Origin of the sequence: Corynebacterium sp. LK31 (assembly GCF_014335015.1) — a bacterium.
GTDB classification, from domain to species: Bacteria; Actinomycetota; Actinomycetes; order Mycobacteriales; family Mycobacteriaceae; genus Corynebacterium; species Corynebacterium jeikeium_D.
This window is the reverse complement of record NZ_PDGW01000024.1, coordinates 146,698-171,087: the sequence shown is the minus strand read 5'-3', so window position 1 is coordinate 171,087 and position 24,390 is coordinate 146,698. Positions and strand designations below refer to the sequence as shown.

The 24,390-nt window shown below is 58.6% G+C and carries 22 protein-coding genes; 1 reads left to right on the top strand and 21 read right to left on the bottom strand.

Features of this window, described 5'->3' with window-relative positions:
• Nucleotides 1-40: 40 nt before the first annotated feature.
• The 16 genes from mgtE to rpsL form a co-directional block, all read right to left on the bottom strand.
• Entirely contained in the window at nt 41-1,390 is a 1,350-nt protein-coding gene (gene mgtE / locus CRD18_RS09400) for a magnesium transporter (RefSeq protein WP_049170011.1), read from the bottom strand.
• Between the two features lie 200 nt (nt 1,391-1,590).
• Nucleotides 1,591-1,869, bottom strand: a complete 279-nt coding sequence (gene rpsQ, locus CRD18_RS09395; RefSeq protein WP_048760623.1) for a 30S ribosomal protein S17 — start codon at nt 1,867-1,869, stop codon at nt 1,591-1,593.
• Entirely contained in the window at nt 1,866-2,102 is a 237-nt protein-coding gene (gene rpmC / locus CRD18_RS09390; RefSeq protein WP_005509851.1) for a 50S ribosomal protein L29, read from the bottom strand. Before rpmC ends, rpsQ begins: the two co-directional genes overlap by 4 nt.
• Nucleotides 2,102-2,518 (bottom strand): 50S ribosomal protein L16, encoded by a 417-nt coding sequence (rplP, locus tag CRD18_RS09385; RefSeq protein WP_016422059.1) that lies wholly within the window; start codon nt 2,516-2,518, stop codon nt 2,102-2,104. The genes rpmC and rplP overlap by 1 nt, the downstream gene beginning before the upstream one ends.
• 3 nt (nt 2,519-2,521) lie before the next feature.
• Complete coding sequence (gene rpsC, locus CRD18_RS09380; RefSeq protein ID WP_016422058.1) at nt 2,522-3,262, bottom strand: 30S ribosomal protein S3; 741 nt, start codon at nt 3,260-3,262, stop codon at nt 2,522-2,524.
• Nucleotides 3,262-3,624 (bottom strand): 50S ribosomal protein L22, encoded by a 363-nt coding sequence (rplV, locus tag CRD18_RS09375; protein WP_005509775.1) that lies wholly within the window; start codon nt 3,622-3,624, stop codon nt 3,262-3,264. The genes rpsC and rplV overlap by 1 nt, the downstream gene beginning before the upstream one ends.
• Before the next feature lie 3 nt (nt 3,625-3,627).
• Nucleotides 3,628-3,906, bottom strand: coding sequence for a 30S ribosomal protein S19 (gene rpsS / locus CRD18_RS09370; RefSeq protein WP_005509882.1), 279 nt, complete (start codon nt 3,904-3,906; stop codon nt 3,628-3,630).
• Nucleotides 3,907-3,920: 14 nt separating this feature from the next.
• Complete coding sequence (gene rplB / locus CRD18_RS09365; RefSeq protein WP_016422056.1) at nt 3,921-4,763, bottom strand: 50S ribosomal protein L2; 843 nt, start codon at nt 4,761-4,763, stop codon at nt 3,921-3,923.
• 37 nt (nt 4,764-4,800) lie between these two features.
• Nucleotides 4,801-5,106: a 50S ribosomal protein L23 gene (gene rplW, locus CRD18_RS09360; protein WP_005509869.1), complete on the bottom strand. Its 306-nt coding sequence runs from the start codon at nt 5,104-5,106 to the stop codon at nt 4,801-4,803.
• Entirely contained in the window at nt 5,106-5,753 is a 648-nt protein-coding gene (rplD, locus tag CRD18_RS09355) for a 50S ribosomal protein L4 (protein WP_016422055.1), read from the bottom strand. Before rplD ends, rplW begins: the two co-directional genes overlap by 1 nt.
• A complete protein-coding gene (gene rplC, locus CRD18_RS09350; RefSeq protein ID WP_005509762.1) occupies nt 5,750-6,406 on the bottom strand; it encodes a 50S ribosomal protein L3 in 657 nt (218 codons plus the stop codon). Before rplC ends, rplD begins: the two co-directional genes overlap by 4 nt.
• A gap of 31 nt (nt 6,407-6,437) precedes the next feature.
• A complete protein-coding gene (gene rpsJ, locus CRD18_RS09345) occupies nt 6,438-6,743 on the bottom strand; it encodes a 30S ribosomal protein S10 (RefSeq protein WP_003938093.1) in 306 nt (101 codons plus the stop codon).
• Nucleotides 6,744-7,413: 670 nt separating this feature from the next.
• Nucleotides 7,414-8,604, bottom strand: a complete 1,191-nt coding sequence (gene tuf, locus CRD18_RS09340; RefSeq protein ID WP_049170037.1) for an elongation factor Tu — start codon at nt 8,602-8,604, stop codon at nt 7,414-7,416.
• Nucleotides 8,605-9,106: 502 nt separating this feature from the next.
• Nucleotides 9,107-11,239, bottom strand: coding sequence for an elongation factor G (gene fusA, locus CRD18_RS09335; protein ID WP_187406680.1), 2,133 nt, complete (start codon nt 11,237-11,239; stop codon nt 9,107-9,109).
• A 299-nt stretch (nt 11,240-11,538) separates the two neighbouring features.
• On the bottom strand, nt 11,539-12,009 hold the full coding sequence (rpsG, locus tag CRD18_RS09330; RefSeq protein WP_049193220.1) for a 30S ribosomal protein S7: 471 nt from the start codon (nt 12,007-12,009) through the stop codon (nt 11,539-11,541).
• 3 nt (nt 12,010-12,012) lie between these two features.
• The gene (gene rpsL, locus CRD18_RS09325) at nt 12,013-12,384 is read right to left on the bottom strand and encodes a 30S ribosomal protein S12 (RefSeq protein WP_038627636.1); all 372 of its coding nucleotides are present in this window, start codon (nt 12,382-12,384) and stop codon (nt 12,013-12,015) included.
• 542 nt (nt 12,385-12,926) lie between these two features.
• Here rpsL and CRD18_RS09320 point away from each other — a divergent pair.
• On the top strand, nt 12,927-13,574 hold the full coding sequence (locus CRD18_RS09320; protein ID WP_049193219.1) for an SDR family oxidoreductase: 648 nt from the start codon (nt 12,927-12,929) through the stop codon (nt 13,572-13,574).
• A 301-nt stretch (nt 13,575-13,875) separates the two neighbouring features.
• Here the strand turns inward: CRD18_RS09320 and CRD18_RS09315 are convergent, their stop codons facing one another.
• From CRD18_RS09315 to rplJ, 5 genes are all read right to left on the bottom strand, one after another.
• Complete coding sequence (locus tag CRD18_RS09315) at nt 13,876-17,847, bottom strand: DNA-directed RNA polymerase subunit beta' (RefSeq protein ID WP_049170042.1); 3,972 nt, start codon at nt 17,845-17,847, stop codon at nt 13,876-13,878.
• 148 nt (nt 17,848-17,995) lie between these two features.
• Nucleotides 17,996-21,484: a DNA-directed RNA polymerase subunit beta gene (locus CRD18_RS09310; RefSeq protein ID WP_070429877.1), complete on the bottom strand. Its 3,489-nt coding sequence runs from the start codon at nt 21,482-21,484 to the stop codon at nt 17,996-17,998.
• A gap of 432 nt (nt 21,485-21,916) precedes the next feature.
• Complete coding sequence (locus tag CRD18_RS09305; RefSeq protein ID WP_049170045.1) at nt 21,917-22,882, bottom strand: DUF3068 domain-containing protein; 966 nt, start codon at nt 22,880-22,882, stop codon at nt 21,917-21,919.
• Nucleotides 22,883-23,105: 223 nt separating this feature from the next.
• A complete protein-coding gene (rplL, locus tag CRD18_RS09300) occupies nt 23,106-23,489 on the bottom strand; it encodes a 50S ribosomal protein L7/L12 (RefSeq protein WP_016422047.1) in 384 nt (127 codons plus the stop codon).
• Between the two features lie 124 nt (nt 23,490-23,613).
• Complete coding sequence (rplJ, locus tag CRD18_RS09295; RefSeq protein WP_016422046.1) at nt 23,614-24,126, bottom strand: 50S ribosomal protein L10; 513 nt, start codon at nt 24,124-24,126, stop codon at nt 23,614-23,616.
• Nucleotides 24,127-24,390: the final 264 nt, after the last annotated feature.

Below are 24,390 nucleotides of genomic sequence, written 5' to 3'. Positions count from 1 at the left end.
GACACTTTTTATGTATCGGTGCAGCTGCGCACCGTGGGGTCTAAATCCCCAGTACCGACTTAGCAATCAGGAAGTAGATGATCAGACCGGAGGCGTCGACAAGCGTCGTAATGAACGGGTTAGCGAAGACTGCTGGGTCAATGCCAAACTTCTTACCAATCAGCGGCATAATGCCACCGACGGTTGCCGCGAGAGTACAAATACCCAGCAGCGTAAGGCCAATCACTAGGCCGATGTCCCAACCGTAAACCAAGCCAGCTAGCAGCAGGCCGAGAGTGCCAAGCAATAGACCGAGGAACGCGCCGACCCTCACCTCTCGGAGAATGACTTTGAATATATCGCGGGGTTGGACATCCCCCAGCGCCAACGCACGCGTAATCGTAGTTGCAGCCTGGTTACCGGTATTGCCACCTGTACCAATCAGCAGCGGCACGAACACCGAAAGAACCACCATCTGAGACAGCGTCTCTTCGAAGGTTTCCAGGACTTGCACAGTCAATGTCGCACCGATTGCCAGCACGAGCAACCAGACCACACGAGAGCGAACAATCTCAAAGATTGGCGTAGCAAGGTACGGCAAGCGCAGAGGCTCAGAACCGGAAATACGAGCTTGGTCCTCGGAGTCTGCCTCCTCCAGAATCCGGAGTGCGTCGTCCACCGTGAGCAGACCGATAACACGCTGCTCGCTGTCGACAATCGGCAGAGCTAGGCGCTTACGATCAGCGCACATGCGAGCCACCTTCTCTTCAGACTCGGTGGCCTCTGCGTAGTCTGCCTTCCGCAAAATCGCCGCAACATGGATATCACTGCTGGCGCGCATCAAATCACGAAGGCTGACCACGCCCACCAGGCGGCGATTCCGGTTCGACACCGGCAGGGTGTAGATGGATTCGGCATCATCCAGATGCTTGTAGACGGTCTCCAGAGCCTCCCCCACCGTCATATCGTCGTGAAGCGACACCAGCTCCGGGCTCATTCGACGCCCAATGGAACCATCGGCGTAACCGAGAACAATGTTGGTCAGCTCTCGCTCATCATCCGGTAGATCGGCGAGCAGTTTTGAAGCAACCGAGGCTGGTAACTCATCGAGCAACTCAGCTCGGTCGTCCGGTTCCATCTCCGCAAAGACTGCGGTGACTTCAGGATCGCGGAGGCTATCAATCAGGTGCGCCTGCAGAGCGGAGTCCAGCTCATCGAAGGTCTCAACCGCGGTGTCTTTCGGTAGCGTGCGGTAGAACAGCGCACGGTCCTCATGGCTGAGGCGGCGCATCTTTCGAGCGGCAGCCTTGGGCTCAATATCAGCTAAAAGCCGCGACAATGTCGCCACGTCGTGTGAGCGAAGTGAGGACTCCAGGTCTCGATCATCAATCCTGGTCACGTCAGTAGTCACCGAACTTCTCCCCTCACACAGCATAAATCCTCGCCAATGCTATCAGAGATACAAACCCAGCAAACTTGCACTGAGGGGAATAGAAACACGAAGAAACATGGCTTGCCAAAAACAAAACCCCCGCCACAGAAAACACTTGCGTGTTTCCCGCGGCGGGGTTCTCGTCGTAAAGCCCTGGCTGATTGCTCAGCTATCGGGTCTTACTTAGCCTTCTCGACGATCTCGAGCAGGCGGTAGTGCTTGTCCTTGGAGAGCGGACGGCACTCTTCGATGCGGACGCGGTCGCCCACGCCAGCCTCTTCGTTCTCGTCGTGCGCCTTGACCTTAGAGTTCGTGCGCATGATCTTGCCGTACAGGGCGTGCTGCTTGCGGTCCTCGAGCTCGACGACGATGGTCTTCTGCATCTTGTCGGACACGACGTAACCGGTGCGCACCTTGCGTGCGCCAGCCTCGGTGGTGTTCATGTTTTCCTCACTCATGCTGCATCACCATCGGTTGGTGCAGCAGACAGGCCGAGCTCGCGCTCACGCATAACGGTGTAAATGCGAGCAATATCCTTGCGGACAGTGCGGAGACGGCGGTTGTTGGTCAGCTGACCGGTAGCGCTCTGGAAACGGAGGTTGAACAGCTCCTCCTTAGACTCCTTGAGCTTGGCAACCAGGTCATCGTTATCCAGCGAGCGAAGCTCGTGGGCGGGAATGCCGTTCGACATCAGTACTGATCCTCCTTCCGAACGATTCGGGTCTTAATCGGCAGCTTAGCGCCTGCGCGCTTCAGTGCCTCGACAGCAGTTGCCTCGTCCGGGTAGGACATCTCGAACATGATGCGACCCGGCTTGACGTTTGCAACCCACTTCTCGACCGGGCCCTTACCGGAACCCATACGAACACCCAGTGGCTTCTGGGTCAGCGGACGGTCCGGGAAAATCTGGATCCAGACCTTACCACCACGCTTGACGTGGCGGTTGATAGCAATACGCGCTGCCTCAATCTGACGGTTGGTGATGTAGGCCGGCTCGAGAGCCTGGAGACCGTAGTCACCGAAAGTCACCTTGTTGCCGCCCTTGGACATACCAGAACGGGTCGGGCGGTGCTGGCGACGGAACTTAACGCGCTTCGGGATGAGCATGAATTAGCCCTCCTTCTTCTCAGATGCACGCTGACGACGCTTGCCACCACGACGCGGACGGTCGTTGCCGCGACGCTGGCGGTCGTTGCCGGCGTTGATCTCGGACTCGCGACGGCCACCGATCACGTCACCCTTGTAGATCCACACCTTGACGCCAATGCGGCCGAAGGTGGTGTGAGCCTCGTGGGTGCCGTAGTCGATCTCCGCACGCAGGGTGTGCAGCGGAACGCGACCCTCGTGGTAGCGCTCGGTGCGGCCCATCTCGGCACCGCCGAGACGACCGGAGCAGACAACCTTGATGCCCTTGACGTGCGGCTGACGCATTGCAGACTGGATAGCCTTGCGCATTGCACGACGGAAAGCGACACGGTTGGCGAGCTGCTCAGCGATGGACTGAGCAACCAGCTTCGCATCCGCGTCAATGTTCTTGACCTCGAGGATGTTCAGCTGAACCTGCTTGCCGGTGAGCTTCTCGAGCTGGCCGCGGATGCGGTCAGCCTCGGAGCCACGACGACCGATAACAATGCCCGGGCGTGCGGTGTGGATGTCCACACGCACGCGGTCACGGGTGCGCTCGATAACGACATCGGAGATGCCGGCGCGCTCAAGACCGGTGGACAGCAGATCGCGGATCTTGATGTCCTCGGCCAGGTAGTCAGCGTACTGCTTGTCGGCGTACCAGCGGGACTTCCAGTCGCTGGAAATACCGAGGCGAAGACCGTGTGGATGGATCTTCTGTCCCACTATCGGTCACCTTCCTTCTGGCTCTCGACGACCACGGTGATGTGGCTGGTGCGCTTGCGGACGTGGAAAGCACGGCCCTGCGCACGCGGGCGGAAGCGCTTCATGGTCGGTCCCTCGTTGGCGTAAGCCTCGGAGATGACCAGAGTACGACGGTCCAGGCCGAAGTTGTTCTCAGCGTTTGCAGCTGCAGACGCAACAACCTTGGCAACCGGATCAGCAGCACCCTGCGGAGCGTACTCCAGGATGTTCAGTGCCTCGTCGACGGACTTACCGCGAACGGTGTCCAGGACGCGACGTGCCTTCATCGGAGTAACGCGGACGAAGCGCGCAGTTGCGCGTGCAGAAGTAATGTCGTTGCTCATGGCTTATCGACGTCCCTTCTTGTCATCCTTGACGTGACCCTTGAAGGTCTTGGTCGGGGCGAATTCGCCCAGCTTGTGGCCGACCATAGAGTCATCCACGAACACCGGCACGTGCTTGCGACCGTCGTGAACGGCGAAGGTGTGGCCGATGAAATCGGGGAGAATCGTGGAGCGGCGAGACCAGGTCTTAATGACCTGCTTGGTGCCCTTCTCGTTCTGTGCATCGACCTTCGCGAGGAGGTGCTCATCGACGAACGGGCCCTTCTTAAGGCTGCGTGGCATTCTCAGTTCCCTCCTTAGCGCTTCTTATTCTTGTTGGTACGACGGCGACGAACGATCAGCTGGTCGCTCGGACGGTTCGGCTTACGGGTGCGGCCTTCCTTCTGGCCCCACGGGGAAACCGGGTGGCGACCACCGGAGGTCTTACCCTCACCACCACCGTGCGGGTGGTCGACCGGGTTCATGACAACACCGCGGACAGTCGGGCGCCAGCCCTTCCAGCGCATACGGCCGGCCTTGCCCCAACGGATATTGATCTGATCCTGGTTTCCGACCTCACCGACGGTTGCACGGCAACGTGCGTCGACGCGACGGATCTCAGAGGACGGCATACGCAGAACTGCGTACTTGCCTTCCTTACCGAGAAGCTGAATAGAAGCACCAGCAGAACGTGCCAGCTGTGCGCCAGCACCCGGCTTGAGCTCCACGCAGTGAATAGTGGAACCGGTCGGGATGTTGCGCAGCGGCAGGTTGTTACCAACCTTGATGTCGGCGTTAGCGCCGGACTCAACGATGGCACCCTGCTTCAGGTTCTTCGGAGCGATGATGTAGCGCTTCTCACCGTCTGCGTAGTGCAGCAGTGCGATGTTGGCGGTACGGTTCGGGTCGTACTCGATGTGAGCGACCTTTGCCGGAATGCCGTCCTTGTCATTACGACGGAAGTCGATGACACGGTACTGGCGCTTGTGTCCGCCACCCTTGTGGCGAGTGGTGATGTGACCGTGAACGTTACGGCCACCAGTCTTCGACAGCGGGCGCAGCAGAGACTTCTCAGGAGTCGAGCGAGTAATCTCGCTGAACTCGGAGACGGAGCTCTGGCGGCGACCCGGCGTAGTCGGCTTGTACTTACGAATAGCCATACTTTTGCTCTTCCTTAACTTCCTCGTCGGCTAGCGGCTAAGCTGCCGAACCGCCGAAGATGTCGATGGGATCGCTGCCGGCCGCGAGAGTCACGTAGGCGCGCTTGGTGTTCTTGCGCTTGCCGTAGCCGGTGCGGGAACGCTTGCGCTTGCCCTCACGGTTGAGGGTGTTGACGGAAGCGACCTTAGCACCGAAAATCTCCTGGACCGCGATCTTGATCTGGGTCTTGTTAGCGTCGGTGTGGACCAGGAACGTGTAAACGCCCTGCTCCATGAGTCCGTAGGACTTCTCAGACACTACCGGTGCAACAATGATGTCGCGGGGATCTGCGATGGTAGCCATTACTTCTCCTCCTTACCGGCGGTGCGAGTGATGAAGTCATTGAGTGCCTGAACGGCGAAGATGACGTCATCGGCCTTCAGAACGTCGTAGGTGTTCAGTTGATCCTCAGACAGGATGTGGACACCTGGCAGGTTACGAACCGACTTCCACGAGTTGACGTCCTCGCGCGGCAGAACGACGAGCACGTTGCGGCGCTCAGTCAGACGCTCGACGAAAGTACGAGCTGCCTTGGTGGACGGGGTCTGGCCTGGGACCAGTTCCTCGACAACGTGGATGCGGTCGTGGCGAGCACGGTCAGAGAGTGCGCCGCGCAGAGCAGCTGCAATCATCTTCTTCGGGGTGCGCTGGCTGTAGTCGCGCGGAACCGGGCCGTGGACAACGCCACCGCCGGTCCAGTGCGGAGCACGGATCGAACCCTGACGAGCGCGACCGGTACCTTTCTGGCGCCACGGCTTGCGGCCACCGCCGCGAACCTCACCGCGGGTCTTGACCTTGTGGGTGCCCTGGCGAGCTGCTGCACGCTGTGCGACAACAACCTGGTGCATCAGGGCGATGGACACCTCCGCGTCGAACACGGAAGCAGGAAGCTCAACCGAACCGTTCACGCCGCCTTCAGCGGTGTGTACGTCTAGCTTGAGGTTGGTCATGCGTGAGCACCACCCTTCGTGGCAGTCTTAACAACCAGGAGGCCGCCGCGTGCACCCGGAACTGCGCCCTTGATGAGCAGCAGGTTCGCGTCAGCGTCAACCTTCTGGATCTTCAGGTTCTGGGTCGTGACCCGGTCGTTACCCATGCGGCCTGCCATGCGCTTGCCCTTGAAGACGCGTCCTGGCGTGGCGCAAGCGCCAATGCCACCAACACGACGGTGAGCAGCCTGGTTACCGTGAGCAGCACCCTGGCCAGCAAAGCCGTGGCGCTTCATACCACCGGCGAAGCCGTGGCCCTTAGAGGTACCAGTGACGTCGACGTACTCAATTTCGCCGAAGATGTCGACACCAACGGACTGGCCGACCTCGTAAGAGGAAGCGTCCGGGGTGCGAATCTCAACGCTGTGGCGACGCGGGGTCACACCGGCCTTCTTGAAGTGGCCGGCCTCCGGCTTGTTGACCTTACGCGGGTCAATTTCGCCGTATGCAATCTGGACGGCGTCGTAGCCGTCGGTTTCCTTAGTGCGCACCTGAGTCACTACGCACGGCCCAGCCTCAACGACGGTAACCGGAACAACGCGGTTCTCCTCGTCGAAGATCTGAGTCATACCGAGCTTCGTGCCCAGGATGCCCTTGATCTCGTTTTCACTCATTTATCTTGTCTCCGCTACCAAAAGTCCAGGATCACTGAATGTTCACATCGACACTTGCCGGAAGGTCAATGCGCATAAGTGCATCGACTGTCTTCGGCGTTGGATCGAGAATGTCGATCAGACGCTTGTGGGTGCGCATCTCAAAGTGCTCGCGCGAGTCCTTGTACTTGTGCGGCGAACGGATAACGCAGTAAACGTTCTTTTCGGTTGGCAACGGCACTGGGCCAACGACGCGTGCACCCGTACGGGTAACGGTCTCCACGATCTTTCGCGCAGAAGCGTCGATAGCCTCGTGGTCGTAGGCCTTGAGCCTGATGCGGATCTTCTGTCCGGCCACGCTTGTCCTCTCCTCGGTCGGCGCGCCCCAATTAAAGGGGCGTCGACCCTGTCAATGTTTCTCGACGCCGTCAGCAACTATGGCCAGCGCCAGAAATCAAAACTGGGTTGTGCATTACTTCAAAGCGATTTCGTCTTCGATCGTCATGGCAAATTAACTTATGGCCATGACCCGAGCGGACGAATAACGCCTTGCACTCAAATCCCAGTGGAAAACAAGTCCCCCTCGTGGGGCTCTTCATTTTGCCTACTGCCGCTGTTAATTTGCCATGCCACCTCCGACCCCCGCGGTCGGGCGTGTCGCCCGTTTTCTCCGTGAGGCACGATTGGGAAGAAACTTCCCTACGTGGTCATGCTCGCCTTACCATAGGCGCTAAATCCAATTTCGTACTGGTTCCCAGCTGGGCCTGATACAACAATTGGCGCGAACGCCTTTGTTAAAGCAACCTCCGTATTAAAGCACGTCCGGGCTACGAATGTAAAATCACGATTCCAAAGTGCAACGTACATCACACCCATTACGGCACAGTCTGCTTGACGACGGCTATTGCGCCGCCCCGCCCGGTCTAGTGTCGGCTATGTACAGATACAAAAAATCCCGACTTCCGCTTACGCGGAGTCGGGATTCTTCTAAGACTTAAGTTAAAGCATTTCCCCTATGGGGAAAAGACTTACTTAACGATCTTGGTAACGCGGCCAGCGCCGACGGTGCGGCCACCCTCGCGGATAGCGAAGCGCAGGCCCTCGTCCATTGCGACCGGCTGGATCAGCTTGACAGACATGTCAACGTTGTCGCCCGGCATGACCATCTCGACACCTTCCGGCAGGGAAACGACGCCGGTGACGTCGGTGGTGCGGAAGTAGAACTGCGGACGGTAGTTGTCGAAGAACGGGGTGTGACGGCCGCCCTCATCCTTGGACAGGATGTAGACGGAACCCTCGAACTCGGTGTGCGGGGTGTAAGCGCCCGGCTTAGCAACGATCTGACCGCGCTCGATGTCCTCACGCTTGGTACCGCGGAGCAGCAGACCACAGTTGTCGCCAGCCTCAGCGGAATCCAGCAGCTTGCGGAACATCTCGATACCGGTAACGGTGGTCTTCTGGGACTTCTCCTTGATGCCCAGAATCTCGACCTCGTCGTTAACGTTCAGAACGCCGCGCTCAACACGACCGGTAGCAACGGTGCCGCGACCGGTAATGGTGAAGATGTCCTCAATCGGCATCAGGAACGGCTTGTCGGTCTCGCGAACCGGATCCGGGATGTTCTCGTCGCAAGCTTCCATCAGCTCGAGGATGGAGTTGACCCACTTCTCTTCGCCCTCAAGAGCCTTCAGAGCGGAGATGTGGACGATCGGAGCTTCCTCGTCGTAGTCCTGCTCAGCCAGCAGCTCGCGGACCTCCATCTCGACGAGCTCGATGATCTCTTCGTCGTCGACCATGTCGCACTTGTTCAGTGCAACGAGGATGTACGGAACGCCAACCTGGCGAGCCAGCAGAACGTGCTCGCGGGTCTGCGGCATCGGGCCGTCAGTAGCAGCGACAACCAGGATTGCGCCGTCCATCTGAGCAGCACCGGTAATCATGTTCTTGATGTAGTCGGCGTGGCCCGGGGCATCGACGTGAGCGTAGTGGCGCTTCTCCGTCTGGTACTCAACGTGGGAAACGTTGATGGTAATGCCACGTTCCTTCTCTTCCGGTGCCTTATCGATGGCATCGTAAGCGAACGACTCGTTCAGGTCCGGGAACTTGTCAGCCAGAACCTTGGTGATAGCGGCGGTAGTGGTGGTCTTACCGTGGTCAACGTGACCAATGGTACCGATGTTGACGTGCGGCTTCGTACGCTCGAACTTCGCCTTTGCCACTTTTAGTCCTCCTGGAGGTCTAGGTGGCCACGACTCTCGCAGCCACAATTTTGTGGTCACTCAATCCGCCTTCACAAGCATCAGAAGCCTTGAAGCTGTTCGCTTCCGACTTCGGAACGTGCGCGCGCAAAAGAGCACTATTCTTTCACTGTGCCAGTTACTCGATACTAGGGCAGGATACTGGAGTTTTCCAAACCAGACCAACCCCCTAGTTAAGGGTGGGTAACGGCCAGCAACTCACATCGTCATTTACCTGCATAAATGCTAGATATTTGAGCTGCGATCTAAAATCGGCCAACGATATGAATTGCGAGCAGCTACCCCCTAGAGCTTGCCTGTGCTAACACACGCCAACAGTCTGACGATGTCTCAGCACAGTCAAAGCTAGAGGGAATCTACTAAAGCTGCAGACCCTCGCACTGCGTTCTCTAAAAGAGTGACAGTGCAGTGCGTGCAGGGATGGGGTCAACTCTGATTGAGTGCCCCACCCTACCGGCGTGATTTAAGCGCCGGTACGAGCTGCAATGATCTCCTCGGCCACGGAGGACGGAACCTCAGCGTAGGAGTCGAAGATCATGGTGTAGTTAGCGCGACCCTGGGTCTTGGAGCGCAGGTCACCAACGTAGCCGAACATCTCGGACAGCGGAACCAGAGCCTTGACAGCCTTGACGCCGGTGCGGTCTTCCATGGAGTTGACCTGGCCACGACGGGAGTTGATGTCACCGATGACCTCACCCATGTACTCTTCCGGAGTAATGACCTCAACGGCCATCATCGGCTCGAGCAGGACCGGCTTAGCCTTCTGAACAGCTTCCTTCAGAGCCTGCTGACCAGCGATCTTGAAGGCCATTTCGGAGGAGTCAACCTCGTGGTAAGCACCGTCGAGCAGGGTTGCCTTGATGTTCACCAGCGGGTAGCCGGCGAGGGTACCGTACTGCATTGCATCCTGGATACCAGCGTCGACAGACGGGATGTACTCCTTCGGAACGCGGCCACCGGTGACCTCGTTTGCGAAGAGGTAAGTTGTGGACTCGCCTTCTTCCACCTCTTCAGCGGACGGGGAGTACGGCTCCAGAGCAATGATGACGCGGGCGAACTGACCCGAACCACCGGTCTGCTTCTTGTGGGTGTACTCGAACTTCTCGACCGGCTTGCGGATGGTCTCGCGGTAAGCAACCTGCGGGTTACCGATGTTTGCTTCGACCTTGAACTCGCGCTTCATGCGGTCAACCAGGACGTCGAGGTGGAGCTCGCCCATACCGCCGATAACGGTCTGGCCGGTTTCCTCATCCAGGTGAACGGTGAAGGTCGGGTCCTCTTCAGCCAGACGCTGAATAGCGGTACCCAGCTTCTCCTGGTCAGCCTTGGACTTTGGCTCAATAGCAACGGAGATAACCGGATCCGGGAAGGACATGGACTCCAGAACGATCGGAGCATCCTGTGCACACAGGGTGTCACCGGTGGTGGTGTCCTTCAGACCAATGAAGGCGTAGATGTTACCTGCCACTGCCTCGTCAACAGGGTTCTCCTTGTTGGCGTGCATCTGGAACAGCTTACCGACGCGCTCCTTCTTGTCCTTGGTGGAGTTCAGGACCTGCTGGCCAGGCTCCACACGACCGGAGTAAACGCGGACGAAGGTCAGCTTGCCGAAGAACGGGTGAGCAGCAATCTTGAATGCGAGAGCGGAGAACGGCTCATCCTTAGACGGCTTACGGACCATATCGACGTCCTCGTCGCCCATCTGGTGGCCGTGAACCTCACCGATGTCCAGCGGATTCGGCAGGAAGTCAATGACAGCGTCGAGCAGCGGCTCAACACCCTTGTTCTTGTAAGCGGTACCACAGTAGACCGGGTAAACCTCAGAGTTCAGGACCATCTTGCGGATGGCGCCCTTGATCTCGTCCATGGTCAGCTCTTCGCCACCGAAGTACTTCTCCATGAGCTCCTCGTCGGACTCAGCGACGGTCTCAATGAGCTTCTCACGGTACTCGTTAGCCTTGTCGACCATGTCCGCCGGAATCTCCTCGACCTGCGCAGGAGTGCCGATCTCAACCTTGCCCGGCCACATGAGGGCCTTCATCTCCAGCAGGTCAACAACGCCGTCGAAGTCATCCTCAGCGCCAATCGGCAGCTGCATAACCAACGGCTTAGCACCGAGGCGGTCAACGATGGTGCCAACGGTGTAGTAGAAGTCAGCGCCCAGCTTGTCCATCTTGTTGACGAAGCAAATACGCGGGACATCGTACTTCTGAGCCTGACGCCAAACCTGCTCAGACTGCGGCTCGACACCTTCCTTACCGTCGAAGACTGCGACGGCACCGTCGAGCACACGCAGGGAACGCTCAACCTCAACGGTGAAGTCGACGTGGCCCGGGGTATCGATGATGTTGATCTGGTTGTCGTTCCAGAAACAGGTCACAGCAGCGGAGGTAATGGTAATACCGCGCTCCTTCTCCTGCTCCATCCAGTCGGTGGTAGCGCCACCATCGTGAGTCTCGCCGACCTTGCGGTTAATACCCGTGTAGTACAGGATGCGCTCAGTCGTAGTCGTCTTACCAGCATCGATGTGCGCCATGATGCCGATGTTGCGGACCTTGTGGAGGTCCTTCTTAACGGGAAGTGCACCTTCAGCCACTTGATTCCCCACTCGTTTCAAATCGGTTTGGCGGTGAGACTCAATCACGGGATTGCAATTGGCCGTCAAATCCGCCGTCGGTCGGGTTTGCTTTATCTATAATGCCACCGTCTTGGCGCGAAGTCGCGCCGTGACGTACACCTATTGCGTAAATTCTACGCAAGACATCGGGTGTAAGCGCCGGGCTGGCCCCTATTGAGTGACCCTTAAAGATCTGTGGACCGCGACCGACGCGCGCCGTTGACATACCGGCAGCTGCTCTACGACGGTGACCACTCGCGGCCTCCGTCGATAAGCGATTACCAGCGGTAGTGAGCGAATGCGCGGTTTGCTTCCGCCATCTTGTGAGTGTCCTCACGACGCTTGACGGATGCACCCAGGCCGTTGGATGCATCGAGAATCTCGTTAGCGAGACGCTCGGTCATGGTGTTCTCACGGCGCTGACGGGAGAACATCAGCAGCCAGCGCAGTGCCAGCGTGGTGCCACGGCCCGGACGAACCTCGACCGGGACCTGGTAGGTGGCGCCACCAACACGGCGGGAACGAACCTCAAGAGCCGGCTTGACGTTCTCGATTGCGCGCTTCAGAGTCAGCACCGGATCAGTACCGGTCTTCTCTTCGCACATCTCAAGTGCACCGTAGACGATGCGCTCTGCAGTCGACTTCTTACCGTCGATCAGAACCTTGTTGACCAGCTGCGACACCAGAGGGGAGCCGTAGACCGGGTCGTTGACGACAGGACGCTTCTGTACTGGGCCCTTACGTGGCATGGCTTACTTCTCCTTCTTTGCGCCGTAGCGGGAACGAGCCTGCTTGCGGTCCTTGACACCCTGGGTGTCGAGGGAACCACGGACGATCTTGTAGCGGACACCCGGGAGGTCCTTAACACGACCACCGCGAACGAGCACCATGGAGTGCTCCTGCAGGTTGTGGCCCTCACCCGGAATGTAAGCCGAAACCTCGACACCGGAGGTCAGACGAACACGAGCGACCTTACGAAGAGCCGAGTTCGGCTTCTTCGGGGTGGTGGTGTAAACACGGGTGCAAACGCCGCGGCGCTGAGGGGAACCCTTCAGAGCTGCGGTTGCAACCTTAGCCTTCTTGTCATGGCGGCCCTTGCGGACCAGCTGCTGAATAGTGGGCATGAAGCCTCTTTCTGTTTTCAATCCTCGCTGGACATTCTCACGACCGATGCCAACCGCAGCGGAGTAACCACCTTCCGTGTGAATGCATCACAAGAAAAGTTATTACTCATCCAGTGGTGAGCCCATCGGTTGAACGCAAGAAATGGAGGGATTTTGAACGTGCGAAACCCAGTCAGCCGCTCTCGCTGGCCTACTGGGTAATGTCTCAAGTTCCCAATTCTTTTCTGGGATCGTTGTATAACAGTACGCGAGCTGCGGGTTTAGTCCAAACACCCTGGTAATGGCCTATAAATTTCAAGCACTTTGAGCGCTTGTGGGCTTGGTGATCAAATTTTTGGGTGTTCAGCACGGCGCGCCTCGCCCCAAAAGACGCAGACGTTACTATGCCGGTTTGAATCGATAACGCGGCCAATTCTGCCGTCCGTTCGGTTTGCCCATAGTACTGTCCTGCATCAGCGCTGGAGAAACTTAATCGCCATGTTCACCACAGGCGAATGCCTTCTTCATTGCCAGCAGTGTACTGGCAGCGTATAGGTGGGGACATGTCTAAAAAGGTTATTGTCATTGGCGGCCACGGCAAGGTGGCCCAAATCGCTACTCCCCTACTTATCGACGATGGCTACGAGGTCACGTCTGTTATACGCAACCCCGACCAGGTTCCGGATATCGAGGCTCTCGGCGCCACACCAGCCGTTTACGACATCGCCAGTCTCTCGACCGAACAGTTTGCGGACCTTCTCAGCGGGCACGACGCTGTGATTTGGTCCGCCGGCGCTGGTGGAGGTTCACCAGAACGGACGTACGCGATCGACCGCGACGCAGCTATTACTTCGATTGCCGCAGCCGAGCAGGCTGGCGTTAAGCGCTACGTGATGGTCTCTTACTTTGGTGCGGGCCACGACCATGGCGTTCCAGAGGATCACAGCTTCTTTGCCTATGCCGAGTCCAAGGCTGCAGCCGACGAAGCGCTGCGCGCTTCAAACCTGGAATGGACCATTCTCGGCCCGAGTGCGCTCACGCTCAACGAGGGCCAGGATTCCATCGACACCACGGCGGACAAGGCAGGCGAGGTCGCTCGTGCGACCGTTGCCAATGTCATCGCGCAGACCGTGTTCAACGAGGCTACCGTTGGTCGCATGATTAACTTCAACGAGGGCAACACTCCGATTGCAGAGGCTCTCAAGATGTAGAGGAGGGAGGCCGGGACGGGCCCCTAGCCCTCCCTCCCCTGCCCCTGCCTCTGTTCCTATCGCCTTTCTTCAGTCTCCAGCCGAGTTTTCCAGTTGGGTTGCCTCGACAAAGAAAAATCCTCCGGCACGACCGTGACGAACTAGCAATCCGCTAGTAAGCCACAACTGTGCCGGAGGATTTTTCCGGTTGCCACCTAACAGTTAGCGCACGAAGCCCCAACTGTCAGGCGAGGTGCTTTGCCAGACAGTGACCGAGGGAATTCTCCCGCTCCCCCAGCCGCTGCCGCAAAGCTATTGATTTCTACTCGAAGGTTCCGATGTCATCCAGCGGAACTGCGGAACCGACCTGATCGATGCCGTAGGTGTCCTCGGCACCGTAGAAGCCCTCGCCGAAGGAAGCGAACGGGGCGGCTGCCTGGCGGGCAGCTTCCTCAGTCGGCTCAACCGTGATGTTGCGGTAGCGCGAGATACCCGTACCAGCCGGGATCAGCTTACCGATGATCACGTTCTCCTTCAGGCCGATGAGCTTATCCGAGCGCTTGTTGATAGCGGCGTCGGTAAGCACGCGCGTCGTCTCCTGGAAGGAGGCGGCGGACAGCCAGGACTCGGTGGCCAGCGATGCCTTGGTAATACCCATCAGCACGCGACGGCCTTCGATGACGCTGCCACCGGAGGCGACAATCTCGCGGTTCTTCGCCATGACCGTGGAGCGCTCGACCAGTGCACCTGGCAGCAGTTCGGAGTCACCTGGCTTAGACACAATCACGCGGCGCAGCATCTGGCTGACGATAACCTCGATGTGCTTGTCGTGAATGGCCACACCCTGATCACGGTAGACCGACTGGACTTCCTCGATGAGGTGGCGCTGGACGCCTCGGCGGCCCAGAACCTCGAGGACCTCGTGCGGATCGGCAGCGCCCTTGAGCAGCTGCTGACCCTTGACCACGTGGTCACCATCGCGGATGGCGCGACGACGGCCATCGACAGTGATTTCAGCCAGGCCCTGACGCTTGGACAGCTTGTCGTAAACAACCTCGTCTTCGCTGTTGGCATCCGGGATGAGGGTGAGCGTGTAGAAGTGCTCGTCCTCCTCCAGGCGCACGCGACCGTTTTCGCGGACCAGCGGAGCCTTGTTCTTCGGCACGCGGGCCTCAAACAGCTCCTGGACACGCGGCAGACCACCGGTAATGTCGCCACCGACACCACCCTGGTGGAACGTACGCATGGTCAGCTGGGTACCCGGCTCACCAATGGACTGCGCAGCAACAATACCGACAGCCTCTCCGATGTCGACCAGCTTGCCGGTTGCCATCGAGCGACCGTAGCACTTGGCACAGACACCGGTTGCGGTGGAACAGGTCAGAACCGAGCGGACCTTGACTTCCTTGACACCGTGGCTGAGAGCCAGGGTGATGTGGTCGTCGTTCAGGTCGGTGTCAGCCGCGATAAGGACATTGCCCTCAGCGTCGGTGACATCGGCTGCCAGCACACGAGCAATCGCGGCGGTCTCGACATACTTCGCACGACGGATCTCGCCGGTCGGGTTGCCGGTTGTGTCCAGAACATCCTCGCCAATCTCGACAATGACACCATCGTGAGTGCCACAGTCCTCTTCGCGAACGATGACGTCCTGCGCAACGTCGACCAGACGACGGGTCAGGTAACCCGAGTCAGCGGTACGAAGCGCGGTATCGGCCAGACCCTTACGGGAACCGTGCGAGTTGTTGAAGTACTCGAGAACCGACAGGCCTTCGCGGAAGGAGGTCTTAATCGGACGGGTGATGTATTCACCACGCGGGTTCGTAACCATACCCTTCATGCCGGCCAGCGAGTGAATCTGGCCCATGTTACCGGCAGCACCCGACTTCACGATCATCGGAATCGGATTGTCATCCGGGTACAGAGCCTCGACCTTTTCACCGACCTCAGCCGTCGCAGCCTTCCACAGGTTAACCAGCGACTCGTGACGCTCAGCAGCCGAGAGCTTACCACGGCGGAACTTCTTCTCCACCGTGGCGGCCTTCTCTTCGTAGCCGTTTAGGATCTCCCGCTTGTTCGGGAGAACCAGCACGTCAGACATAGCAATGGTGACACCAGAACGGGTAGCCCAGTAGAAACCAGCATCCTTGAGCTTGTCGACGGTCTGAGCGACCGTGATCATCGGGTACTTGGCAGCCAAGTCGTTGATGATCGCAGCCTGCGGCTTCTTAGCCATAACGCCTTCGACGTATGGGTAGTTCCACGGCAGCAGGTCGTTGAACATAACGCGGCCCAGCGTGGTCGAAGCCAGCCAAGTATCGCCCTTGTTCCAACCGTCTGGGAACTGCTCGGATTCAATCTCAGCCGGCGGACGCAGGTGGCTGATGCGAACCTTAATCGGGCTCTGCAGGCCAATTGCACCGCGGTCGTAAGCCATGATGGCTTCGGCCGGGCTGGTGTAAATACCCTGCTCCGGTGCGTCCTCGGTGGCATCCTGGTGGCCACCCGGCAGCTCTGGCTTCTCCAGCGTCAGGAAGTACAGGCCAGTGACCATGTCCAGACGCGGCATAGCCAGCGGCTTACCGGAAGCCGGCGACAGAATGTTGTTCGAGGACAGCATCAGGACACGAGCCTCGGCCTGCGCTTCAGCGGACAGCGGCAGGTGGACTGCCATCTGGTCACCGTCGAAGTCGGCGTTGAAAGCCTCACAAGCCAGTGGGTGCAGCTGAATTGCCTTACCCTCAACCAGGACCGGCTCGAACGCCTGAATACCCAGGCGGTGCAGCGTAGGTGCACGGTTCAGCAGAACCGGGTGCCCGGTAATGACATCTTCGAGGACGTCCCACACCTCTGGGCGCTGACGCTCAACCATGCGCTTCGCGCTCTTGATGTTCTGCGCGTAGCTCTTGGCCACGAGCTCCTTCATCACGAACGGCTTGAACAGCTCGAGAGCCATCAGCTTCGGCAGACCACACTGGTGCAGCTTCAGCTGCGGGCCGACGATAATAACCGAACGGCCAGAGTAGTCAACACGCTTACCCAGCAGGTTCTGACGGAAACGCCCCTGCTTACCCTTGAGCAGGTCGCTCAGGGACTTCAGCGGGCGGTTACCCGGACCAGTGACCGGGCGGCCACGACGTCCGTTGTCGAACAGTGCGTCAACGGATTCCTGAAGCATGCGCTTCTCGTTGTTGACAATGATCTCCGGAGCGCCGAGGTCAATCATGCGCTTCAGGCGGTTGTTGCGGTTGATGACACGACGGTAGAGGTCGTTCAAGTCCGAGGTCGCAAAGCGGCCACCGTCGAGCTGCACCATCGGGCGCAGCTCCGGCGGAATCACCGGGATGCAGTCAAGCACCATAGCGGCCGGGTCGTTGCCGGACTGCAGGAATGCAGTGACAACCTTCAGGCGCTTGAGGGCGCGCATCTTCTTCTGACCCTTGCCGTCGCGAATAATCTCGCGCAGCTCCTCGGCCTCCTTGGCCAAGTCGAAGTTACGGATCAGGGTCTGAATAGCCTCAGCCCCCATACCACCGGTGAAGTAATCCTCGTAGCGGTCGACGAGCTCGGTGTAAATACCCTCGTCGATAATCATCTGCTTCGGCTCGAGCTTGATGAAGGTGTTCCAGATCTCGTCGAGACGATCCAGCTCGCGCTGGGCGCGCTCACGGATGTGGCGCATCTCGCGCTCGGCTGCAGACTGAACCTTCTTACGGGCGTCAGCCTTGGCACCGGCTGCCTCGAGCTCAGCCAGATCCTCTTCCAGGGTCTGGGCACGCTCGGCCAGCTCCTGGTCGCGGTCGTCCTCAACCAGCTTCTTGTCCACGAGCATGTCTGCTTCGAGGGTTTCCTGGTCGTTGTGGCGAGCCTCTTCATCCACAGAAGTGATGATGTTGGCAGCGAAGTAGATGATCTTTTCCAGATCCTTCGGAGCCAAATCGAGCAGGTAGCCGAGGCGAGACGGCACACCCTTGAAGTACCAGATGTGAGTGACCGGAGCGGCCAGCTCAATGTGGCCCATGCGCTCACGGCGAACCTTCGACTTGGTCACCTCAACGCCACAGCGTTCACAGATGATGCCCTTGAAGCGAACGCGCTTGTACTTACCACAAGCACACTCCCAGTCACGGGTCGGGCCGAAGATACGCTCACAGAAAAGGCCATCCTTTTCCGGCTTCAGCGTACGGTAGTTAATCGTCTCGGGCTTCTTGACCTCACCGCGAGACCAGCGGCGGATGTCGTCGGCGGTAGCGAGCCCAATCCGGAGCTCGTCAAAGTTGTTGACGTCGAGCACCTGTTTTCCCTTTCCCTCCGCATCGAAGTAATGCGGAAACCAAATTCTCTGCGGAGGTTTTTGTACGTTGTCGTCTGTGTTGGGTTATTCGCGAGTTAGGGCTTCCCGACCCTGATACTCACGCAATGTTTCGTCGTTAAGCGAGAAACTATGCGGAGTCAGCGTCAGAACGCTCGTCGCGGGACAGGTTAATGCCGAGGGAAGCGGTCGCGTGGTCGAGTTCCTCATCGTCGGAGGAGCCCAACTCAACCGGAACGCCGTCGGCCGAAAGGACCTCAACGTTCAGGCAGAGCGACTGCAGTTCCTTCAGAAGCACCTTGAACGACTCCGGAATACCCGGATCCGGAATGTTGTCGCCCTTCACGATTGCCTCGTAGACCTTGACGCGGCCAACCACGTCATCGGACTTGATGGTGAGCAGCTCCTGCAGGGTGTAGGCAGCGCCGTATGCCTGCATTGCCCACACCTCCATCTCACCGAAGCGCTGACCACCGAACTGGGCCTTACCACCCAGCGGCTGCTGGGTAATCATGGAGTACGGACCGGTGGAACGAGCGTGAATCTTCTCGTCGACCAGGTGGTGCAGCTTCAGCATGTACATGTAGCCCACCGAAACCGGGAACGGGAACTTCTCGCCAGAGCGGCCGTCGAACAGCGTGGCCTTACCGTCAGCGTTGACCAGCACCTCGCCGTCACGGTTCGGGCGGGACGACGCGAGCAGACCAGCGAGCTCCTCGTTCTCAGCACCGTCGAACACTGGGGTTGCGACCAGGGAGTCGGACGGAACGTCGTGCAGGTCTGCCGGAAGACGCTTAGCCCAATCCGGGTCGCCCTCAATGCTCCAGCCGGCCTTCGCCAGCCAGCCGAGGTGAACCTCGAGGACCTGGCCGATGTTCATACGACGCGGAACACCGTGGGTGTTCAGAATGATGTCGACCGGGGTGCCGTCCGGCAGGAACGGCATGTCCTCCTGCGGCAGGATCTTGCCAATAACACCCTTGTTACCGTGGCGACCTGCCATCTTGTCGCCGTCCTGGATCTTGCGCTTCTGCGCAACGTAGACGCGGACCATCTCGTTGACACCCGGTGCCAGGTCGTCATCGTCTTCACGGGAGAAGACGCGGACGCCGATGACCTTGCCGGACTCACCGTGCGGGACACGCATGGAGGTGTCACGGACCTCGCGGGACTTCTCGCCGAAGATAGCGCGCAGCAGGCGCTCCTCCGGAGTCAGCTCAGTCTCGCCCTTCGGCGTGGTCTTAGCGACCAGGATGTCACCGTCGCGAACGTCAGCACCGATGCGGACGATACCGCGGTCATCCAGATCCTTCAGCATCTCCTCGGACGCGTTCGGGATGTCACGGGTGATTTCCTCCGGACCCAGCTTGGTGTCACGGGCATCAATCTCGTGCTCCTCGATGTGAATCGAGGTCAGGATGTCCTCCTCAACCATGCGCTGGTTCAGGATGATGGCGTCCTCGTAGTTGTGGCCTTCCCACGGCATGAATGCCACGAGCAGATTCTTACCAAGTGCCATCTCACCGTTGTCGGTACCCGGACCGTCAGCGATGACCTGGCCGGCCTCAACACGCTGGCCTTCGTCAACCAGTGGCTTCTGGTTGTAGCAGGTGCCCTGGTTGGTGCGTTCGAACTTGCGCAGCAGGTAGGTGTGGCGCTGGCCCTCATCATCCATGATGGTGATGAAGTCTGCCGACACGGTCTCGACCACACCGGTGGCCGAAGCGACAATGACATCGCCGGCGTCGTAAGCAGCACGCTGCTCCATACCAGTACCGACGAACGGAGCCTCCGAACGCAGCAGCGGCACAGCCTGGCGCTGCATGTTCGCACCCATCAGGGCACGGTTAGCGTCGTCGTGCTCGAGGAACGGAATCATGGCGGTAGCCACGGAGACCATCTGACGCGGGGAAACATCGAGGTAGTCGACCTCATCGGCGCGGACGGACTCGACGTCACCACCCTTCTTACGAACAGACAGAGTCTCCTGAACGAAGTGGCCGTTCTCGTCGACCGGGGTGTTGGCCTGCGCGACGACGTAGCGGTCTTCCTCATCAGCGGTGAGGTAGTCGACCTCGTCGGTGATGACACCATCGCGGACGCGACGGTACGGAGTCTCAATGAAACCGAACGGGTTCACGCGTGCGTAGCAGGACAGCGAACCAATCAGACCAATGTTCGGACCCTCTGGGGTCTCAATTGGACACATGCGACCGTAGTGGGACGGGTGAACGTCTCGAACCTCAAGGCCAGCACGGTCACGGGTCAGACCACCCGGGCCCAGTGCAGACAGACGACGCTTGTGGGTCAGACCCGACAGCGAGTTGTTCTGGTCCATGAACTGGGACAGCTGGGAAGTACCGAAGAACTCACGGATAGCCGCGGAAACCGGGCGCACGTTAATCAGGGTGGTCGGCTGGATCGACTCCACGTCCTGAGTGGTCATGCGCTCACGAACCACGCGTTCCATGCGGGACAGACCCACGCGGACCTGGTTCTGAATCAGCTCGCCTACGGTACGCAGACGACGGTTACCGAAGTGGTCGATATCGTCGGTCTCAACCGGGATCTCAACACCTTCCGGCGAGGTCATAACATTCTCGCCGTCGTGCAGGCGCACAAGGTATTCGATGGTGGTAGCAATATCCTGCTCGGTCAGAACCATCTCGCCGGAGGCATCAGCGCCCAGACCCAGCTTGCGGTTGACCTTGTAGCGACCGACCTTAGCCAGGTCGTAGCGCTTCGGCTTGAAGAAGTTGTTCTCCAGCAGAGCCAGCGCGGACTCGCGCGTCGGCGGCTCACCCGGGCGCTGCTTGCGGTAAATCTCCAGCAGAGCCTCGTCGGTGTTTGCAACACCGTCCTTCTCCAGGGTGGCCATCATGATCTCAGAGAAGCCGAAGCGCTCCTTGATCTCCTCGGTGGTCCAGCCGAAAGCCTTCAACAGAACCGTGACCGGCTGGCGACGCTTACGGTCAATACGAACGCCGACGGTGTCCCGCTTGTCGACGTCGAACTCCAGCCACGCACCGCGCGACGGAATAATCTTCACCGAGTGCAGCGGGCGCTCGGTGGACTTGTCGATGGTCTCATCGAAGTAGACGCCCGGAGAGCGCACCAGCTGAGAAACAACGACACGCTCAGTTCCGTTGACGATGAACGTACCCTTGTCCGTCATCATCGGGAAGTCACCGATGAAGACAGTCTGGCTCTTGATCTCACCGGTCTCGCGGTTGGTGAACTCCGCGGTGACGTAGAGGGGAGCCGAGTAGTTGATGTCCTTATCCTTGGACTCATCCACGGTGTTCTTAACGGAGTCGAACCATGGGTCCGACAGCGTCAGGGACATCTTCTGGGAGTAGTCCTCAATCGGAGAGAGCTCTTCTAGAATATCTTCGAGACCGCTGGTAACCCGAGCGTCTTCTCCGAGCTCCTCCTGGCGACGAGCACGCCACTCAGGCGTGCCAATGAGCCATGCGAAAGACTCACGCTGCAGGTCGAGCAGACCAGGAACCGCAATCGGCTCCTGAATCTTTGCAAACGAGTACCTCTTCGAAGCTCCGGGAATACCGGTTACTGCCTTGGTCTGGCGGGAGACTGCCAAGATGCGTCCTTCCAGCACCTCACGCGGTGGAGCACACCGGCAACCGGTGGTGCGCTCCGCCCGCTTGGTTTATACGCGATTCAAGTTGCAGGAATCATTTCTGTTGCGCACCGGGATACTTTGCGTCTAACCTTTGGTCACACACGAAAGTGATTCCCCCGCCACTTGGTCTCCAAGACCAGCCTTTAAAGGCGAGCCCCGAGCCCTAACGGCGGCGCCGCAGCAACTCCTTTAACAGCTAGATGCACGAAAAACGGTGCTACATAATAGCCCCGCGCTCCGAGCGCAAACTATAAAAGAGCTGGCGACAGATACACTAATTCCAGCGCAACGATTTAGCCTATATCAAAAACTGGCAGTTGTCTAGTACAACTTGACAAATCGGGCGTGTCGCATTCACCCGTTACCGATATAACGATGAGGCCTGGGCGCTATGGCCGTCGTAAAGCGTTACTCTGCTTTACGACGGGTCGAAGGACGCACGATGCCCACGATTGCGATGAATACCAGAATTGAACCGGACGCAATGAGGCCGATTGACCACGGCTCTAGAGCTGGGCGCTGGAAATTCTGTATTGCGCCAAAGAGAAGCTGATTGGAAAGGCCTTCGTCCATCTTGCCGTTGAAGCGCAGGTAGTCCATGATCGGCTCGCCGTCGCGGGTCTCCCACCAAAGGTGGATGTCCTCGGCCATATCGATGACCGAGCCAGACTTGGGCTCAACCCACAAATCACGGGTGCCCTGGTACTGGAGGAAGCCGGACTTGTCATCCTGGGTTAGCTGAGAGACATAAGAACGGTACTTCTGGGCGAGATTCGTCTTCTCAATGTCCTGACGGAAATGCAGGACACGGTTACCACCGCGCTCCTCTTCCCCGACAAACTTTGCTGGTAAGGAATCGTGGAGGAGATCATCAAAAATCAGGTATTCCTTTTCCTCCGTGTCGGCCGGGAGCTTCACCCAGTTCCCCTCGAAAGCCACTGACCGTGGAACGCCCGCCATGCGGTCGACAAGCGTCGCAGGAGCCAGCGCCTCGCCGGTGAGTCGGTCGATGGTAACTGTCCAGATATTGGCCTCGATAAGCTCCGTCAGCGGGTCGGTGCCGATAACCTCAGGGGGAAGCTCACGCATTTCAGTCACACCGACACGGAGCGAAACCTTGTCCGCATCCGCGGGTTCGATGAGCACGCCGTGAAGCTGTCGCTGCAGCGGCGAGTGCACTTCTTCCCGCTTGCCCTCTTCGTTAATCCTGGTGGATACGCCGTCTTCCGCCCGCAGGGTATACGACACCGGCGGCAGGTCAAGCGGCATTTTGGGATCAACATTGAGCACTTTGGGCAGCAAAATGCCAGCAGCAAGCAGTGCGGTGCCTAGACCCAACAGAAGGATAGACAGAATTCTCGGCCGTGAGAGCATGTTAGATACTTTACAGGCCAATAAGGGTAATCAAGACAATGAGTGGGCTGGTTTTTGCCTCAACTCCCTGTGACGGGTGAGATTAGTGAGGTTTTGCCCGGGTCAGGCGGGTTAGCAAAGGCCCCAGAAACAAAAGAACCGCCAACCCCGGGCACGAAGCCCAGAATTGGCGGTCATAATTGGTAGCTTTAGGCCACTACCGGGGCCGAGGCAAGTAATTGAATTACTTGAGGGCAACCTTTGCGCCAGCCTCTTCCAGCTTAGCCTTAGCAGCCTCAGCGTCGTCCTTGGAAGCACCCTCCAGGATAGCCTTCGGAGCGGACTCAACCATCTCCTTAGCCTCCTTCAGGCCCAGGCCGGAGACGATCTCGCGGACAGCCTTAATAACGCCGATCTTCTTAGCGCCAGCGTCCTCGAGGACGACGTCGAACTCGTCCTTCTCCTCAGCAGCAGCCTCGCCGCCAGCAGCGCCTGCAGCAGCAACTGCAACCGGAGCAGCAGCGGTGACGTCGAACTCTTCCTCGAAAGCCTTCTTGAACTCGGTGAGCTCAACGAGGGTCATTTCCTTGAAAGCCTCGAGCAGTTCCTCAGTGGTGTACTTAGCCATGGATATTCTCCTATGAGTGTGGTGCGGCCGCTCCCCTCAGAGATCCCTGGGGTCGAAGCCGTCAAAGTGATATTGAAAAGTTTTTCGCGTGATTTAGTTCGCGTAGATCGCGAGCCGCTCGGGATTACTTCTTTTCCTCGAGTGCCGCAGCAAGGCGGGCAACCGAGGAGGTCGGAGCGTCGAGCAGGCCAGCGACGTTCGCCAGAACGCCGTTGAAGGCACCAGCCAGCTTTGCCAGCGTGGTCTCACGGTTATCCATATCCGCAAGAGCCTCGAACTGTGCTGCATCCATTGCAGCACCGTCCATGTAGCCGCCCTTGATCACGAGGTTCTTGTTGTCACCGGCGAACTTCTTAATCGCCTTAGCCGCATCCACAGCCTCGCCCTTGATGAAGGCGACTGCAGTCGGGCCGTTCAGGTGCTCATCAAGACCCTCAATCCCTGCCTCGTCGGCAGCGATCTTGATCATGGTGTTCTTGGCGACGGAGTACTTAACATCAGCACCGAGGGCGCGACGCAGTTCCGTGATTTCCGCAACGGACAGGCCGCGGTACTCAGTCAGCACGATAGCGTTGGACTCTTCAACGTCCTGCTTCAGCGCTGCAACAGCTGCAATCTTCTCAGCATTTGCTGCCATGTGTACTCTCGCCTCCTTCCTGGTCTTTGCAATTTTCCGCTCGGCCAAGTGAAGGATTCTTTTGCGCAAATACAACAAACGCCCCAATCCTCGCACAAGGATGGGGCGCACAATTCTTGTGGCATGTTCCACTTCAACTCCGCCGACCGCAAGGACAACAGGTGAAGTCAAACTGCGCAAGCGCTTCCAAGTCCTCCTGCGTGGGCCGCTCACTGTATTCCTACAATGAAACCTTCAATCCGCTTCTTTCAAAGCGAATGACCG